This is a genomic window from Oribacterium asaccharolyticum ACB7, from assembly GCF_000238075.1.
In the GTDB taxonomy this organism is placed as follows: Bacteria; Bacillota; Clostridia; order Lachnospirales; family Lachnospiraceae; genus Oribacterium; species Oribacterium asaccharolyticum.
Genome location: NZ_JH414504.1, coordinates 893406 through 909130 on the forward strand (window position 1 = coordinate 893406; position 15725 = coordinate 909130).

Annotated in this window: 14 protein-coding genes; 7 read left to right on the top strand and 7 right to left on the bottom strand. The window is 43.8% G+C overall.

The window, feature by feature from the left end; translation table 11 throughout:
* Positions 1-2: 2 nt before the first annotated feature.
* The 5 genes from HMPREF9624_RS04030 to HMPREF9624_RS04050 all read right to left on the bottom strand — a co-directional run bounded on the left by HMPREF9624_RS04030 (position 3) and on the right by HMPREF9624_RS04050 (position 6613).
* On the bottom strand, positions 3-2003 hold the full coding sequence (locus HMPREF9624_RS04030) for a hypothetical protein (protein ID WP_009536639.1): 2001 nt from the start codon (positions 2001-2003) through the stop codon (positions 3-5).
* A 281-nt stretch (positions 2004-2284) separates the two neighbouring features.
* A complete protein-coding gene (locus tag HMPREF9624_RS04035) occupies positions 2285-3487 on the bottom strand; it encodes a PDDEXK family nuclease (protein ID WP_154646739.1) in 1203 nt (400 codons plus the stop codon).
* Between the two features lie 18 nt (positions 3488-3505).
* Positions 3506-4402, bottom strand: a complete 897-nt coding sequence (locus HMPREF9624_RS04040; RefSeq protein ID WP_009536641.1) for an MBL fold metallo-hydrolase — start codon at positions 4400-4402, stop codon at positions 3506-3508.
* A 265-nt stretch (positions 4403-4667) separates the two neighbouring features.
* Positions 4668-5729, bottom strand: a complete 1062-nt coding sequence (locus HMPREF9624_RS04045; protein ID WP_009536642.1) for a hypothetical protein — start codon at positions 5727-5729, stop codon at positions 4668-4670.
* A gap of 41 nt (positions 5730-5770) precedes the next feature.
* Positions 5771-6613, bottom strand: a complete 843-nt coding sequence (locus HMPREF9624_RS04050; protein ID WP_009536643.1) for an L-ribulose-5-phosphate 3-epimerase — start codon at positions 6611-6613, stop codon at positions 5771-5773.
* A 505-nt stretch (positions 6614-7118) separates the two neighbouring features.
* On the opposite strand from HMPREF9624_RS04050, the gene ulaG reads away from it, so the two are divergent.
* The 7 genes from ulaG to ptsP all read left to right on the top strand — a co-directional run bounded on the left by ulaG (position 7119) and on the right by ptsP (position 13464).
* The gene (gene ulaG, locus HMPREF9624_RS04055) at positions 7119-8222 is read left to right on the top strand and encodes an L-ascorbate 6-phosphate lactonase (protein ID WP_009428070.1); all 1104 of its coding nucleotides are present in this window, start codon (positions 7119-7121) and stop codon (positions 8220-8222) included.
* A gap of 16 nt (positions 8223-8238) precedes the next feature.
* Positions 8239-8721: a PTS sugar transporter subunit IIA gene (locus HMPREF9624_RS04060; RefSeq protein ID WP_009536644.1), complete on the top strand. Its 483-nt coding sequence runs from the start codon at positions 8239-8241 to the stop codon at positions 8719-8721.
* A 22-nt stretch (positions 8722-8743) separates the two neighbouring features.
* Positions 8744-10231, top strand: a complete 1488-nt coding sequence (locus HMPREF9624_RS04065) for a PTS ascorbate transporter subunit IIC (RefSeq protein WP_009536645.1) — start codon at positions 8744-8746, stop codon at positions 10229-10231.
* Between the two features lie 3 nt (positions 10232-10234).
* Positions 10235-10540 (top strand): PTS sugar transporter subunit IIB, encoded by a 306-nt coding sequence (locus HMPREF9624_RS04070; RefSeq protein ID WP_009536646.1) that lies wholly within the window; start codon positions 10235-10237, stop codon positions 10538-10540.
* A gap of 89 nt (positions 10541-10629) precedes the next feature.
* On the top strand, positions 10630-11400 hold the full coding sequence (locus HMPREF9624_RS04075) for a DeoR/GlpR family DNA-binding transcription regulator (RefSeq protein ID WP_009536647.1): 771 nt from the start codon (positions 10630-10632) through the stop codon (positions 11398-11400).
* 62 nt (positions 11401-11462) lie between these two features.
* The gene (locus tag HMPREF9624_RS04080; RefSeq protein ID WP_009536648.1) at positions 11463-11726 is read left to right on the top strand and encodes an HPr family phosphocarrier protein; all 264 of its coding nucleotides are present in this window, start codon (positions 11463-11465) and stop codon (positions 11724-11726) included.
* Between the two features lie 31 nt (positions 11727-11757).
* Positions 11758-13464, top strand: coding sequence for a phosphoenolpyruvate--protein phosphotransferase (gene ptsP, locus HMPREF9624_RS04085; protein ID WP_009536649.1), 1707 nt, complete (start codon positions 11758-11760; stop codon positions 13462-13464).
* Positions 13465-13549: 85 nt separating this feature from the next.
* Here the strand turns inward: ptsP and HMPREF9624_RS04090 are convergent, their stop codons facing one another.
* Both HMPREF9624_RS04090 and HMPREF9624_RS04095 read right to left on the bottom strand, forming a co-directional pair.
* Positions 13550-13876 carry a DUF3592 domain-containing protein gene (locus HMPREF9624_RS04090; RefSeq protein ID WP_009536650.1) on the bottom strand — a complete coding sequence of 109 codons (327 nt, stop codon included), beginning with the start codon at positions 13874-13876 and terminating at the stop codon, positions 13550-13552.
* Between the two features lie 16 nt (positions 13877-13892).
* The gene (locus HMPREF9624_RS04095; RefSeq protein WP_009536651.1) at positions 13893-15719 is read right to left on the bottom strand and encodes a hypothetical protein; all 1827 of its coding nucleotides are present in this window, start codon (positions 15717-15719) and stop codon (positions 13893-13895) included.
* Positions 15720-15725 lie beyond the last annotated feature (6 nt).

Below are 15725 nucleotides of genomic sequence, written 5' to 3' on the forward strand. Positions count from 1 at the left end.
ATTTAAGGCTCCTCCCGAAACAGGCAAAACACGGAGAGTAGGTCATACTCCGGGTGACAGAGAGCAAATTTCTCCCCGATTACTTCTCCCCAATCCTCAATCAGGCAAGGGTGTGTTCTTCTGTTCTCGTCCTTTTTCTCTCCATAGCGAAAGCCCATGGCATAATAGCTGTTGCACCACCTCTTATGCTCGAGCCTGGACAGGAAGTCTAGCACCGGATTTTCCTCTAAAAAGCTGCAGAAACGCTTACGGAATTCTTCAGGATTTTCTTTCTGCGATTCCTGTAATTTAGTGAATTCCGAAAGCTTCTCCCTGCAAAGGGCACGAATTTCCGCCTCGTTTTTTTCGGAAAATATCCGCCTTAAGAGCTCTTCCTTTACTATCGCATGGGTAGCCGAAAGGCGCGAGGAATTCTTCTTCACAAAGCTAAGCTCATTCCAATTTTCTCCCTCTCCCATTCCACTAAGAGAATTGTACGCTTCATTAAAGGCCTTTGCTCTCTTATCCAAAGCTTCCCGAATCAGCACTTTTTCCGTGAGAATCTCGGAAATATCTCCAAAGCTTCGAATTTGTCCACCTCTTTTCGGAAGAAGCCCTGTTAAATCCACTTGAGAAACATTGCGAATGAGCTTTGGCACATTTTCAAAATAACGATTGATGAGGTTCAGCGCCTTAAGGCTCTTTATGATATCCTTATCCATCAGGAAGATGAGAGTCGGCGCATCGTCCTTTCCAATCGCCTTTAAGTAATTCTCCAAACGTTGTTTTTGAAGCGCTTCCATAGAAGCATCCCCAAGTTCTATAGACTCGATTTCCAAGGCCATTTCAAGGCTGGAAGAAGGACTCTTTCTTATAGAAGATTTTTCCGTTTTTTCTCCCCCGCACTCTTCCGGATTTTCTCTCGTAGATGCATCACCGTAAATAGAAAAAAGCTCCGCGATGCCTCGTCCCGCATTTTCATCCAAAACCGTGACCTTCGTCTTCTTTTTTAAAGAAAGCGTTGCATCATTGGCAAGCTGTTTTAATAAGGGGAAGCTCAGTTCATTAACTCCAAAAAGAAGGATATGGGGCACATGTATCGCCTCGTCAATCTTCTCGGCAGAAAGCTTCCTGTCCCGTAACAATTCCTCTTCGCTTTCCCGCTCTACTTTCTGTCCGGGAAACGAAAGTTCGGACACTCCGCTTAGACTTTTTAAAAGACTGTCTTGCACAAGCCTTTCCTGGAGCAGCATTCTAATTGTTAAGTCTCTCTCGTTAAAGTGCACGGTATCGAGCTTCATTAAGCCGGCTTCTTTTTTTCTCTCCTCGTACAAAAGCTCCTCCATATAACCCGCAACAGTCCCCGACTCGGAATGTACATAGGCGGTAATGGCTCTCTTCGGCTTAATTCTTTGTATCACTCCGGCATAAAGAGAAAAATTTTCCAAGTCACTTTCCGCCGTAAAAAAAAGATATTTTGCGTTTTCTATACGGAGAGCCGTAAAAAGCTCTTGAATTTCATATTTATCACTTTTTCCAAAGTCCAGCCGGTAGCTTGCAACTCCCTTTCTCTCATATTGATTCTTTAGGCGTTCATCCAGGAATTCCTTCGTAACAAGAGAAATCTTATAATATTTTTTCTCCTTTTTTAAATTACCGATGAGCGTTTCGGTCATTTTTCCGCTTCCGAAAAGTACGACATGATTACTACTGAAGCGATTTAAAATCATATTTTTAGAGTGCAATAGGATATTCGAGATTTGCGTGAAAATAAAAGCGGATGTAAGAATCGGTGCCATCCACTTGGCAAACTCGTACATCATGCCGCCATTTACCTCCGCAGAAAGAGGAGCCGCAAAAAGAAAGAGCTTTATGGTCCCGTAAAGAACAGCAGAAAGCAGTTGAAAGGGATTCTCGATTTTCACTCTATAATACTGATACAGACTGATTATTCCAAAGACTGTAGTGATCACGAATAAGAACAAAATAATTTTTTTCTTATAGTAATTTCTGTTTTCCCTCATTTCATCTCCTAAGCAAGGCATTTAGTGAATTTGTTTCCATTTTTTACAAGTTTTAAGAATTATCCTTTGGATTATATATGATTCACCAAGAAGAAAGCAAGTTTTGCCTATAGCAGTTCTCAAGAAGGGAAATGCTATAGGCTTTGCTCGAGAAAGTTCTCAAAATGACAAAGGTTCCCCGGTTCTATGCAGAAGTCAGCATAAAAAAAGAACCATGTCGTAAGACAGGTTCCCTTCCTTTTTTATTCTTAACAAGTATCGTTCGCGTAGCGTGTGGAATCTCATTTCTCAAATCTCAATTCTATTCTCATCTCTTTAGCTCGATCCTGGTATACCTTAGTTAACTCCATGGTCAAGACCAGAAGTCTCTTCGCATATTTTCCGCCAAAACGATTGGCTACCGTATCCAATTCGTAAAACGAATGCAGAATCTGCTGCGGCGACATATTTCCGCTTTTACAGGAAATGAAAGTAGGGATATAGCCATGCAAAGCCAAAACATCGATTTCATTGAAGACATCTCCCCCTCCCGTCCCGTGCAGTACGCCATCCCAGTCCAAATACACCCCTACTTGACACTCCGTAGCACTTTTTCTTTCACGCAAATAGGTATAGAGTTCCAGTACACTTCCTCCATCCCATAAGTAACTCTTTATAGCCCTATTTTTAAAGCTAAAGCGATACATCCCGGCTGCGTGGACTACATCGAGGAGCACCCCGGCTTCTCCCAGTGCATCCAGTATTTGATTGAGTAAGGAGACGGAACTGAAATTTGATGGGGAGGCCTTAAGAGCCTGTAGAACTGTAGCTTCTTTCCGAATCACCTCCCCATTTTCATCCGCTTGCATATGATCCCTCATAAATTGGGAGAAAAGATTCCAAGATGCGGAATACCGCTTCATAACCTCCCAAATTCCGAGAATATCTTTCTCCGCATCGGCATTCGCTACCGTCTTCGTTTCTTTATGCAAAGAGTCGTTGATTTTTCCTCCGTGCATTTCAATTACGGCCTCCAGATTCAGTTCTATTTTCTGTTGTTCCACATCCTTACTTAAATTCTTGTCCGCTCCTTCGTTAAGCTCAATCAATTTGCATTTTGAAACATCATAGAGATGAATCGGTGTTTTATATTCCTTAGAGAGCATCCCGAAGGCTACAAGCATCAAGCTTTCCCCGCCGGTTATATCAAAATACAGCTCGGCATTTTGCTTTAAAGCCGCTTCTATTTCCTGTCGCATTACGCTTAGAACCGATTGTAAATCTTTCTCAGAGAGGACGCGGAAGAGCACATCCTTTACGCCGCAATACCTTTTCAGAAAGCACTCCGTTTTCTCCTTTTGAGAAGCAACCCGATCATAATTTCCGAATAAAACCAACTTATCCACCTTAAAATTCATGCAGGTGATGAGGTTTTCAATCGGCTCTTCACTAAGAAATTCAAATACCACTACCATGCTGTCATTTCTCCATTCCGTTCCATGCAAAAGTACTTTCCTCTTTCTTCACTCTCTCTCCGCCTCGGTATGCTTCAAGCAGTCCCAAGCCTTGGGAAGCCTCTTCTTTCTCGCTTGTTCCTCCGTATCCTCCCGCTCATCATAGCCGTCGTAAGGTGCAGTCGGATCATGCGGTTTCTGCTTTTTCCCGGAAATGCAGAGCTTATCCTTATGACGAAACGCGAACTCCATGTCATCCGTCCAACCGGTATGACCACTCACAATAATCGGAGCAATTCCCCTTTTCAGGAGGAGTTGTTCCAGTTCCCTTAAGGAACGCTTCGCCAGCTCATTATCTTCCGCAAGAGAATTCAAAAAGCTGTAGCCGCCATCCGCACCGAACCAAATCGTATCTCCAGTAAACAAATAGGCGTCATCGATAAGATAAACAAGGTGTCCGTAGCTGTGTCCGGGCACAAGTATTGCTTCTACCTTAATATCCTTAATATAGAATATTTCTCCGTCATAAAGCAAGCTTTTCGGGTTATCCAGCTTTACAACGGGAAGCGTACAAAGTCTGTGCAAAACTCTCCTGCGAAGTTCCCCCGTAAGATATTTATTTTCCTCCTCCCCGATATAGAGCCTTGCCTCTCGGAAAAGTCCTTCGCTGTCCTCTTCCACCGCTCCGATATGATCCGTATCCAGATGTGTCAGCAGGATATTCTGAATCTCCGTGGGCCGGATATCCAGCCAAGCCATCTTCTCGGCCAGACGTTCATAATTGTAGCCCGCATCAATCATAATCGTCGTACCATTTTTTCTGTAAAAGAAAACATTGGCAACCCACTCCCGAACCGCTCCGACTCTTTCATCAATCCATCCGGTATTCAGCGGCTTAAAAATTTCTTTACCGCGAAACATAAAGGACATAAACACTTTCTGAAACGCAGAATCTTTTTTTGACATAGGAACACGCCTCCTATTCTCCTTCATAAAGAACTATGTACTTTTACTCCAAGCCAAAGAACTATCAGCTTTAAAGAAAGGGAATCCCTTCTCTTTAAGACCAATAGCTCTTCCCGTTATAATGTAGTTTCAGTATAAAGCAGTTAGAAACGGATAACCATAGGATTATCCTATTTTCTCCACAGAAAAATTAAGGAGGAGAATAAATATTTATTAAACTTAGGAATAAGCTAAAACAAAGCCTATTTCTCAGCTATCGTTCTTCCTATTCTACCGTGTACATTGCAATTTCGTCGATTTCCCGATTTGCTCCGATGATAATATCTTTTCCGTCCTTATTTTTGAAATGCATGGCATTGGCACACCCCGTGTTACGGTCAAGGTATTCCGTCTTATAATTTCCCTCTTCCTTGTCCCAGCTGATGAGGATGGTATCCTTTGTGCCCTTTCTCCAACCGACAATCCAGGAGGGCTTTCCGTTTATTTCACACGCCCAGGTCGCATGAATCATTTCCGTATCCGATTCTTTAGCCGAATATTTCCACTGCGGAACGTAGTTACCGTACTCATCCAGATGATAAATGGTCAGGGAGTTTCCATGGAATGGCGCAATGCATCCCAGTTCCAACTTTCCATCTCCATCAAAATCCATCAGCACGGAATCACTGGACGGAAGGGAATGAATCTGCGTAACAGTCCAATCCGCTCCATATACGGCCGGAGGATCAAAAATAAAGCTTCCCTCTTCACAGCCTACCAGGCCGGCTTCATATCCGCCCCTTTGAATCTTGCTGAAGCCGTGGTTTCTGAGCATCCCGTCTTTGATGAGCTTAAGCTCCAGTTTCTTCTCTCCCCTAAACTGTTCCAAGTCAAGCGGCAAATGTGCTCCATAGCAGGCGCCCTTCTGTCTCCAGTCATCCTTATATTCATGCCCCGATTTCAGACAGCAGACCAGAAGATAGTAGGAACCTGCCCTCCTTAAAATCCCGAAACGATGAACAAAAGGCGCTTTACAAAGGGTATAGGTCTCCCATCCTCCTTCCGCCTTCGGCTTTACCACAATGATTTCCGCTTCAAGGGAGTCATTCGGAGAATAAAATTTTCTGGTTGCCAGAAATACACCATCCGTTCTGGGAACCTGCGCCATAGTCATAACTCCGCCCGGTCCGTCCCATACGGTATCCATCTTTTCGCCTGCCTCATTAAACAAATAGCAGGGATCCTGCTTCTCGGCGGCGACCAAAAAGCAATGTTCTCCCCTATACTGTAGTTCAGCTAAAGAATAGCATTTGTTCAGATTTCCAATACTCTTTTTATGAAACTTCATATTGCCTCAACCTTTCCTTTTTTCTTTCTTATATCCTACTCCTAATTCTGCTTGTCCAAAATAGCGCGCATAGTCTTATTGGCAAAGAGGATATCTTCCTTCCAGCTTTCTTTTCCTACATCCCACATTTCCGTGACAAATCTTCTGACTCCCAAGTCCCGGGCCTTCCGAATGATTGCCTCAAAATCCACATGACCGGTTAGGAACGGCACCTCCCTGAAGACTCCGGGAAGCGTCTCCTTCAAATGCATCGCAACAATATGCCCTCTTCCCGTCTCCAAATCCTCCACCACACTCTTGTTGTAGAGAAGAGAAGCATTGGTAAGGTTCCCCGAGTCGGGGTATACCCCGAGATAGGGACTTCCGATAAGATTGACATATCGCATAGCCTTCTCCGTTGTATTCATAAATTCCGTTTCCATCGTTTCAAAGCCCATGAGAATTCCCCTTGTTGCCGCCATTCTTGTTGCCTTCTCCAAGTTCTCTATAAAGCGCTCTCTACTTTTTTCATTTCCTTCTTCATAGTAAACATCATACCCTGCCAGCTGAATAATCCTAATGCCCAAATCATCCGCGAAAGCAATCGCCTTCTCCATGATTTCCATTCCTCTATCCCGTACCGTTTTCTCTGAAGAGCCAAACGAATACTTCCTATGAGCGGACAAGCACATGCTTCGGATTGGCAAGTCCAAGTTTCTCATCAGATCGAGTATTTCCCGTCTCTGTTCCTTTGTCCAATTCAGTCTGGAAAGCTTTTCTTCCGTTTCATCTATGCTGATTTCCAAAAAATCATAATTACAGTCTTTTGCACAAAGCAATTTCTCACTCCAACTCATCGTCTTCGGCATTGCCTTTTCATAAAGTCCGATAGCATATTGATTCATACATCACCTTCTCCTTCTCTTCCTGCTTGTCCGCTCATATCAGAAAGAACTTATTCTTTTTATAAACAATCATAAAAAAGAACATGTATTATAAGTTTAATATTTTTAATGATTTGTGCAGTATTGTATTTTACCATCAACCCCACAGAACATCCATAAGGCTGATTTTATTGATATTTTTCTATTATTTCAAGTGTTTTTTCTATTTTTCATTGTTTTCTCAATAAAATCAATTTTCAGCATATTGCACAAATAAATAGTTAGTAAGTTGTGACTAACCATAATTATTATTGTTTAACTTCCAGCTTATATTGCTATTTTTACACAATAAGCAACTTAGCTATAGAAATATTAAATCAATCATATAATAGCTAATACGAGCATAAAAAAATATTTTATAATTGTTTTTATCCCATTCTCACTCTATCATAAACTTAAGCGATTATCCGTAAGAGAAGCGGAAACATCTTAAAGTAAGCAGGAAAGAAAAGAATAAGGAGGAATTATGGCAAAAATCGCAGACACAACTCGGGAGAGTTGGATCAAGAGCACCTTTCCCGAGTGGGGCACCTGGCTGGTAGAGGACATTGAAAGCGAAGTGGTGCCGGACGGACAGGTTGCTATGTGGTGGCTTGGTTGCACGGGCGTATGGTTTAAAACCCCCGGAGGGGCAAATATCACCATCGACCTTTGGTGCGGAAACGGAAAGCGTACCCACGGAGACAATCAGATGAAGCCCGGACATCAGATGGCTAATATGTGTGGCGGAAGACTCATGCAGCCGAACTTAAGAAATGTCCCCTTCGTGATTGACCCCTTTGCTTTTAAGCAGGTAGACGCAGTATTAGCTACGCATTATCATCAGGACCATATGTCTATCGAATGGGCGGCACACGTTATCAACAGCGGCATGACCACCACGGATGAAAACGGCAAGGAAATTCCCGTCCCCTTTATCGGTCCCCTGAAGTCCGTAGAAACCTGGAAAAAATGGGGTGTTCCGGAAGAGCGTTGCAGAATTGTAAAGCCCGGAGATGTGATTAAGTTAAAGGATATCGAGATTGTATGTCTGGACAGCTTTGACAGAACCTGTCTAGTTACGACGGATTCTACAGGAGAGGATAGAGAAGAACTTACCGGGGTATGCCCTACCGATATGGATGAAAAGGCAGTGAACTACCTCGTAAAGACTCCCGGCGGAAACATTTACCACTCCGGAGACTCCCACTTCTCCATTTACTTTGCAAAACACGGCAAAGATCATGACATTGATGTAGCATTCGGCTCCTTCGGAGAAAATCCCATCGGCATGCAGGATAAGATGACTTCCGTAGATGTTCTCCGTATGGCGGAGAACCTGCAGTGCAAGGTGGTTATCCCTATCCACTGGGATGTTTGGACCAATTTCCAGGCAGATTGCGAAGAAATTAAACTGCTCTACGATTTCAAAAAGGACAGAAACGAATATAAATTCCATCCATTCTTCTGGCAGGTAGGCGGAAAATACGTTTATCCGCAGGATAAGGATAAGATTTACTATCATCATCGCAGGGGTTTTGAAGACTGCTTCGAGCATCCGCAGAACATCCCCTTCCGTTCCTGCCTATAAATAAGGAGAAACAGAGATGTCCAATGTTTTAGAAAGAATTGTTGCAAAAAAACACTACAGTTTCATTAACGGAAAAGACGTGAGCTGGCAGGAAGCAGTCCGTTTAAGCGCTCTTCCCCTTGTGGAAGACGGCAGCGTGGACAGTGACTACTATAAACAAATCGTAGCCTGCATCGAAAAACACGGTCCCTACATCGTGATGGAACACAATATTGCTATGCCCCATACCACGGAAAATCCGATTGGAGCACACAGAACTGCTGTCGGTCTTATGATTTGTGAAAACAAGATTGATTTTGGACAGGATACAGACGGAGAGAAAAAAGAAGCGAATCTTCTTTTTACACTTTCAGCAGTCAATTCGGATGAGCATATGGAAAATATAGCGCAATTAATGGATGTTTTTATGAACTATGACTTAATTGAAGCGCTCGGGAAATGTCATAGTGCAGAAGAAATATTAGAAGCAATGAAGAAATACCAAACTAGCGAAAATTAAGTTTAAAAAACAGGAGGAAAAAATGGGAATTTTAAACGCGATTTGGACTTTTTTTGCGACCTACATTTTACAAAAGCCGCCTTATATGGTAGGTTTTCTTACCTTGCTGGGCTACTGCCTGATGGGTAAAAAATGGTATGACACCCTTGCCGGAACCTTGAAGGCCATCATCGGTATGCTGATTTTAAGTGCCGGCTCCGGCGGACTCGTAACGAACTTCCGCCCTATCCTTGCGGGACTGAAGGACAGATTCAATTTGACCGCAGCCGTAATTGATCCTTATTACGGACAAAACGCGGTAACTGCCGGTGTGGAAGAAGTTTTCGGAAAAGGCTTTTCACAGGTTATGACCCTTCTTCTCATCGCCTTTATCGTCAATATCCTGCTTGTCCGCTTCAACAAGATTACAAAGTGCCGTACACTTTTCACAACCGGACATGTACAGGTACAGCAGGCGGCAACGGCATACTGGCTCATCCTCTTTGCCCTTCCCGCCCTTCGGGACAACAACTTCGCACTTCTGATTGTAATGTCCGTTATTCTCGGTGCTTACTGGGCAGTCGGATCCAACCTTACCGTAAAGCCGATGCAGGAACTTACAGAGGGTGCCGGCTTTGCCATTGCGCACCAGCAAATGTTCGGGATTCGTCTTGCTTCCTGGGCTTCCGAAAAACTCTTCGGCAGCAAAAACGGACAGAAGGAAGTTAAAAAAGTGGGCGACCTGAAGATGCCCGGTTTCTTCTCCATTTTCAGCCAGAATATGGTTTGTACCGCAATCTTAATGACTGTATTCTTCGGTGCCATCATGACCGTAATCGGAAAACCCTTCTTCGTAAAAGCGGAAGCCATGAAGGAAAAGGACAATTTTGCATTCTATGTATTTAATACCTCCTTACAGTTCGCTGTATATCTTGCTATTTTACAGCTTGGAGTTCGTACCTTCGTAACGGAATTAACCGCATCCTTCCAGGGAATTGCCGACAAACTTCTTCCCTCTTCCGTACCCGGTGTAGACTGCGCCGTATGCTATGGATTTGGCGATGCAAATGCCGTAACCTTCGGTTTCCTGGCAGGTCTTACAGGACAGATTATTGCTATCGTAGCCTTGATTCTTATGGGTTCTCCGACCATCATCATCTGCGGATTCGTTCCCGTATTCTTTGACAATGCAACCATCGGTCTTGTCGCTAATGAAAAGGGTGGACTTAAGGCCTGCCTTGTTATACCATTCATTTCAGGGCTTATCCAAGTATTTGGTGCCGCTTTCATCTCCGGATGGGTTGGTCTCGCAAATTACGGCGGATACCTCGGCATGTTCGACTGGGATACGGTATGGCCGATGTTTACGGTAGTGATGCATTATCTTGGCTACATCGGTGTAGGAATCGTGGTAATTGTTCTTCTTGCGATTCCGCAAATCGAGTACCGCATGGATCCGAAAGGATACTTCCTCATTACGGAAGATTACGATGCCTATCTTGAGCACAAGAAGGCTAAGAAGGGAGCATAGACAATGGCAAAATTAGACGGAAAGAAAATCTTGGCTTGTTGCGCAAACGGGGCGGGTTCCTCTCTTATGATGGAACTGGCCATCCAAAAGGTAACAAAGCGCCACAATATCAAGCCTGCAGAGCTGACGCACTGCCCTATTTCAGAAGGGCAAAGTGCAGCGAAAAACTACGATGTGGTTTTTTGTTCCAAAGCATTTGCGGCAAATTTTGAAAACTTGGGCGGAAACACGGTTGTCATTCCCCTAAAAAATGTCATGTCCGATAAAGAAATCGAAGAAGGTCTTCAGGCCGCAGGTCTCTTAGACTAAAACCCATGCGAGTCCGGGGTATTTCCCTCGGACTCGCCTTTACCGATAAACTGTTTTTATAACAGCCCCTGTAGAATAGAGTAGTGTCCATGAAAAACAGCAAAGCAAATGTAGAAGCAAGACAAAAGAATATCCTGCAATATGTCAGAAAGGCCGGAGAAGTCAATTCCTATGACTTGGTCGATGAGTTTAAGATTTCCATCATGACCGTCAGAAGGGACTTGGAGGAACTGGAGCAAAAGCACCTTTTGAAGCGCACCCACGGTGGAGCCTGTACCTTGGATTATGTCAAAGGCAGTAAGTCTCTCAGCAAAAACATCAGGATATGCAGAGATCTCATTTCCCGATATGCCTCTTCCCTAATCAAAGACAATGACCGTATTTTTATCAACGGCAGCAGAACCGCTTTAAAAATGCTCGAGTATGTAGGGAATAAAAACGTGACCGTTTATACCAATAACGGTCTTGCATTCGGAAGAAAATTTCCGGAGAACGTCTCCATCCATATGACCGGAGGAGAATTACGAAATCACATTCTCGTAGGTGATGCAACCATGAGAAATATTCTGGATGTTACAGCCAATAAAACCTTTATCGGTTGCTGGGCAGTCTATGATGACGGCGCCTTTTTATACAACATCCCAAATGAAATCGGAATTAACGAAGCCATGATCAGCCGAACCACGGAAGACCTTTATATCCTTGCCGATCACAGCAAATTGCAGAGGCATGATAACCTGGAAAGCAGCTATGGAAGCTGTATCTATGATAGAAAAGTAACGCTTATCACGGATAACCAGGCAGACACGGAAATAATAGAAAAGCTCCGTGCCAGCGGAATTGAAATCATTATTGTTTAGTATTGAAAAAACAGGCCGGAAGCCTTTATTTTAAAGTCACTTTGACAGAAAGGGAATCAACTATGGTGTCCAGAAAAATTACAGTAACAAACGAACAGGGATTGCACATGCGCCCTGCCAGTATTTTCAGTCAGGCAATGACCCCCTTCTCCTGCGATATCAGCATTTTTTTTAAGGATAAAAAGTACAATGCCAAAAGTGTTATGATGCTGATGAGTGCCTGCATCAAACGCGGTGCGGAAATCGAAATCCGCTGTGAAGGGAGCGACGAAGAAGAAGCGATGAATAAGGCTATTTCCCTCATCGAAGGTGGTCTGGAAGACTAAAATTCTTTCTTTAAAACAAGGAGAAAAGCAAATGGTAAACGGAATTCCCGCCTCTCGCGGCATAGGAATCGGCAGCATCTGTGTCATCGAAGAACATGAGCTGAAATATGAAGCGATAAAGATTGAAGATACGGAAAAAGAACAAAAAAGATTTCACGAAGCAATTGAACAGTTTAAAAAAGAAACCGAAGAGATGGCGGAAGACATCCGAAAGAGAATCGGTCCAAAAGAAGCGGAAATTCTGGAAAGCCACCTTGTCATGATCAGTGACCCCACCATGGCTGATGAAATGAGCAATATGATTGCAACGGGCCAGTGTTCCGAGTCCGCCGTAGAAGCGGTCTGCGACATGTTTATCGGTATGTTTTCCAAAATGGATGACGAATTCATGCAGCAAAGAGCTGCCGATGTCAGCGATATCAAACTGAGTCTTTTGAAAATCTTACTGGGTGTCCAAGATGTAGATATTCGCAAACTCCCCCCCGGTACCATCTTGGTAGCAAAAGACCTTACTCCATCCATGACCTCGCAAATTCACAAAGAAAATGTTGCGGGAATCTTAACCGAAATGGGTGGAAAAACTTCGCACTCCGCGATTCTGGCAAGGGCTTTGGAAATTCCCGCCGTCCTCTCCGTTCCCAATATTACATCTCTAGTAAAAGATAAGGATACCGCCATTGTAGACGGCACGGAAGGCATTGTTTACATTAACCCTGAGGGTGACACACTTTCCTCCTATATTTTGAAGCGAGAGGAATATATTCGAAAACAATCGGAACTGAAGAATTTTCACGGTAAAGAAACAAAAACAGCAGACGGCGCTGCCGTAGAGCTTTTCTGCAACATCGGTACCCCGAAGGATGCCAGGAAAGCCATAGAATGCGACGGAGAAGGCGTGGGGCTCTTCCGCTCCGAATTCCTCTTTATGGACAATAAACGGATGCCCACGGAGGAAGAACAATTTTCAGCATATAAAGAAGCGGCAGAAATCATGGGAGGGAAGCCCATCATCATCCGCACGCTGGACATCGGCGGAGACAAAGACATTCCTTACCTGAATATGAAGAAGGAAGAAAATCCTTTCCTCGGGTATCGGGCTATTCGGTACTGTCTCGGAAATAAAGAAGGCTACCGTGCACAGCTTCGTGCCATGTTACGGGCAAGTGCCTTTGGCAAGATAAAAATCTTGATTCCTCTTGTGACTTGTGTAGAGGAAATGCGCAGTGTAAAAGAGCTCCTTTCCGAAATAAAAGCAGATTTGGATGCCGAGGGAATCGCCTACGACAAACATATCGAATTGGGATGCATGATAGAAACACCTTCCGCCTCTCTTATCGCGGATCTTCTGGCCAAAGAAGCGGATTTCTTCTCCATCGGCACAAACGATTTGACCCAGTATACCATGACCGTGGATCGGGGAAATGCGGATGTCGCATATCTCTACTCTACCTTCCATCCCTCCGTACTTCGTTCCATAAAACGGATTATTGCCTGCGGAAAAGAAGCCGGGATTCCTGTCGGAATGTGCGGTGAAGCTGCTGCGGACCCGCTCTTGATTCCTCTTCTTATTTCCTTCGGACTGGACGAATTCAGTGTGAATCCGGTACTTGTACTAAACACAAGGTGCGTCATTTCCAAATGGACAAAGGAAGAAGCGGATGCTCTGGCAGAAAAAGTACTTTCCCTTTCCACCGAGACGGAAATCACTGCTCTGTTAAAGGCTAACGCAAAGGAATAAACGAGATACCGTGCGCTACGCGAGCGATACTCGTTAAGAATTTTAAAAGAGCTTTCAACGCTATAAGGCGCGAAAGCTCTTTTTCTTAACTCAAAATATCCACCACTTCCTTATCTTTCTTATTCACTCGAATCTTCACTCTGTCTCCCGGAAATATCTTGGCTCTTTGATAGGCTCTATAGGCTTTTGCAAGATACTGCCTTCCCTTCCAGCTATACTCGATATACGGTCTGTACATCCGACTGTCCATTCCTCTTAATTGCTCATTAAAGGGTGAACCGTTATCCCTGGTAAATTCCACCTTGACTTCCTTACATACACCATAGGTTCTACCTTCTTCCGTAAAGCCATATTTGTTGAAAGCATAGGACAGGAAAAGAATCAAAATTGCCGCAAAGATTATATTTTCCATACCATCCTCCTCGCTTTTATTGAACCGTTTTCTTCTTCCGAAGGAAAAGGACGGTTCCTGTAAGGCAAAGCAAGAACAAAAGCAAACTGCCTATCGCACAGAGACCGAAAATGCGTTCCCATCTAAGATATTCGGCAGCCTTGGATGCGGATTTTTCTACCAAATCCAGATACTTAAGAGAATTCGCAAAACGAAAACGCTCCACAAACTGCCAAGCAAAGAGCACTGTTCCTGCTGCAAAAATTCCATCCGAAAGAATAAGCGGCAGAAGGAATCCTCCTCTCTTTCTCTCCTCTTTCCCCCTCTTCTTCATAAAGAACACGGATAAGATAATTACAAAAAGACTGCATACCGCTCCCAGAAGTGCAGGGAGAAAGCTTTTCCAACTTTTTGCATCGGTCTTTTTGTTCAATATGCTTCCGCCGCGATATAAGGTCAGGGTTCTGGAAGCGGCATTTCCATTTGCGTCCTTTGCCAGAATTTCCAGCACATTTTCTCCCGGACTCAAGGAAAAAACATAAGAAAAGTTACCGGAGGAATCCAATGCAACCGCCTTTCCCGCAATACTTAACTCATTCCCCCCCGTCATCTTTCCCATAATCGTAACGCTGTTTGTAAAAAAGGTCTTTCCGTCCAGATTTTCAAACAAGGTGATGGATGGCGGGATGGTATCGGAATAGACAGAGGAATCCACAATATAGAAAACCGAATCCTCTACTCCCATTTCCGCATAAATCTCATTTCCCATATCCTCCAGGTCAAAGGATAAAAAGCCGCTATCCTTTACCTTATACTGCCCCTCTTTGCCATTTACACTGACCTTTACTTCTCTTTCCTTCTCTACCTTATACTCAAGAGAGATTTGGGAGGAAGATGTGATCTGCTCCGCCTTTAAGCTAAGGTATTCCTTATCAAGGTCAATTTTTTTTACCTTATACTTAGACCAAATGGAGTCGGAGCGGTAAGCCAACTGAATCTCCAGATTCTTGGTTCCCTCCGAAAAAACGATGGAACTGTCCTTCACATCATTATCAAATTCGCCCTTATAAATGGTTTCCCCGTCAGCCACTACCAGCAATTTATAGTTCTGATAAGACCAATCGGTAAAATCGGACCAATCTATCGTGCAGATATGCTCATGCTTATCAATTTTTACCATATAGTCCGCGATTTCACTCTTTTCGTTGGGATTGGAATAACTGAAAGACTCCGTGCTCGCCGAATCAAAAACTTCGGCCTCTCCGTCATTGTAATGCACATCCAGTCGCAAGGTATAGTCTCCGCCGGGTAAAGCACTGAGATTCGCATGAACAGCTGTCGCCTTATTTGCACTTGCCATCCCATCCATAATCTTATTGCGGTTTTCCGGGTCGGAAGAACTGATCGCATAAATCTCATAAGTATAATATACGTTTTCTCCCTCAAAGTCCGCTTGGAAACTGAGGTCTATCCCGTCCTCCTTAAGCTCCCCCAAAGTAAAATACTGAATCCAAAGCCCATAGTTATCTCGAAGAATGGAGTAGTTAATTGCCTTATTGGAACCCAAGTCATATTCCACGGACCAGTCTCCCGCCGCTGCGCCCTTAATGCGGTAAGTTCTCCACAGATCTCCCTCTTTCATTTCCACGCCTTCACTTCCGGCACCGAGCCTTTCCCCTGAAGGAGAGATAAAGGTAATATCCACCTTTTCCGCATCATAAGTAAACATAACCGTGAGATCTCCGGGAGTACTCAGGTTTGCAATAATGCTTTGCTTCGGTTCCGTATAGGCGGTAAACGGGAAGAGACTAAACAAAAGCAAAAAGCAGAGTATAAAACTGATTTTTCTGATATTTTTCAACATACAATC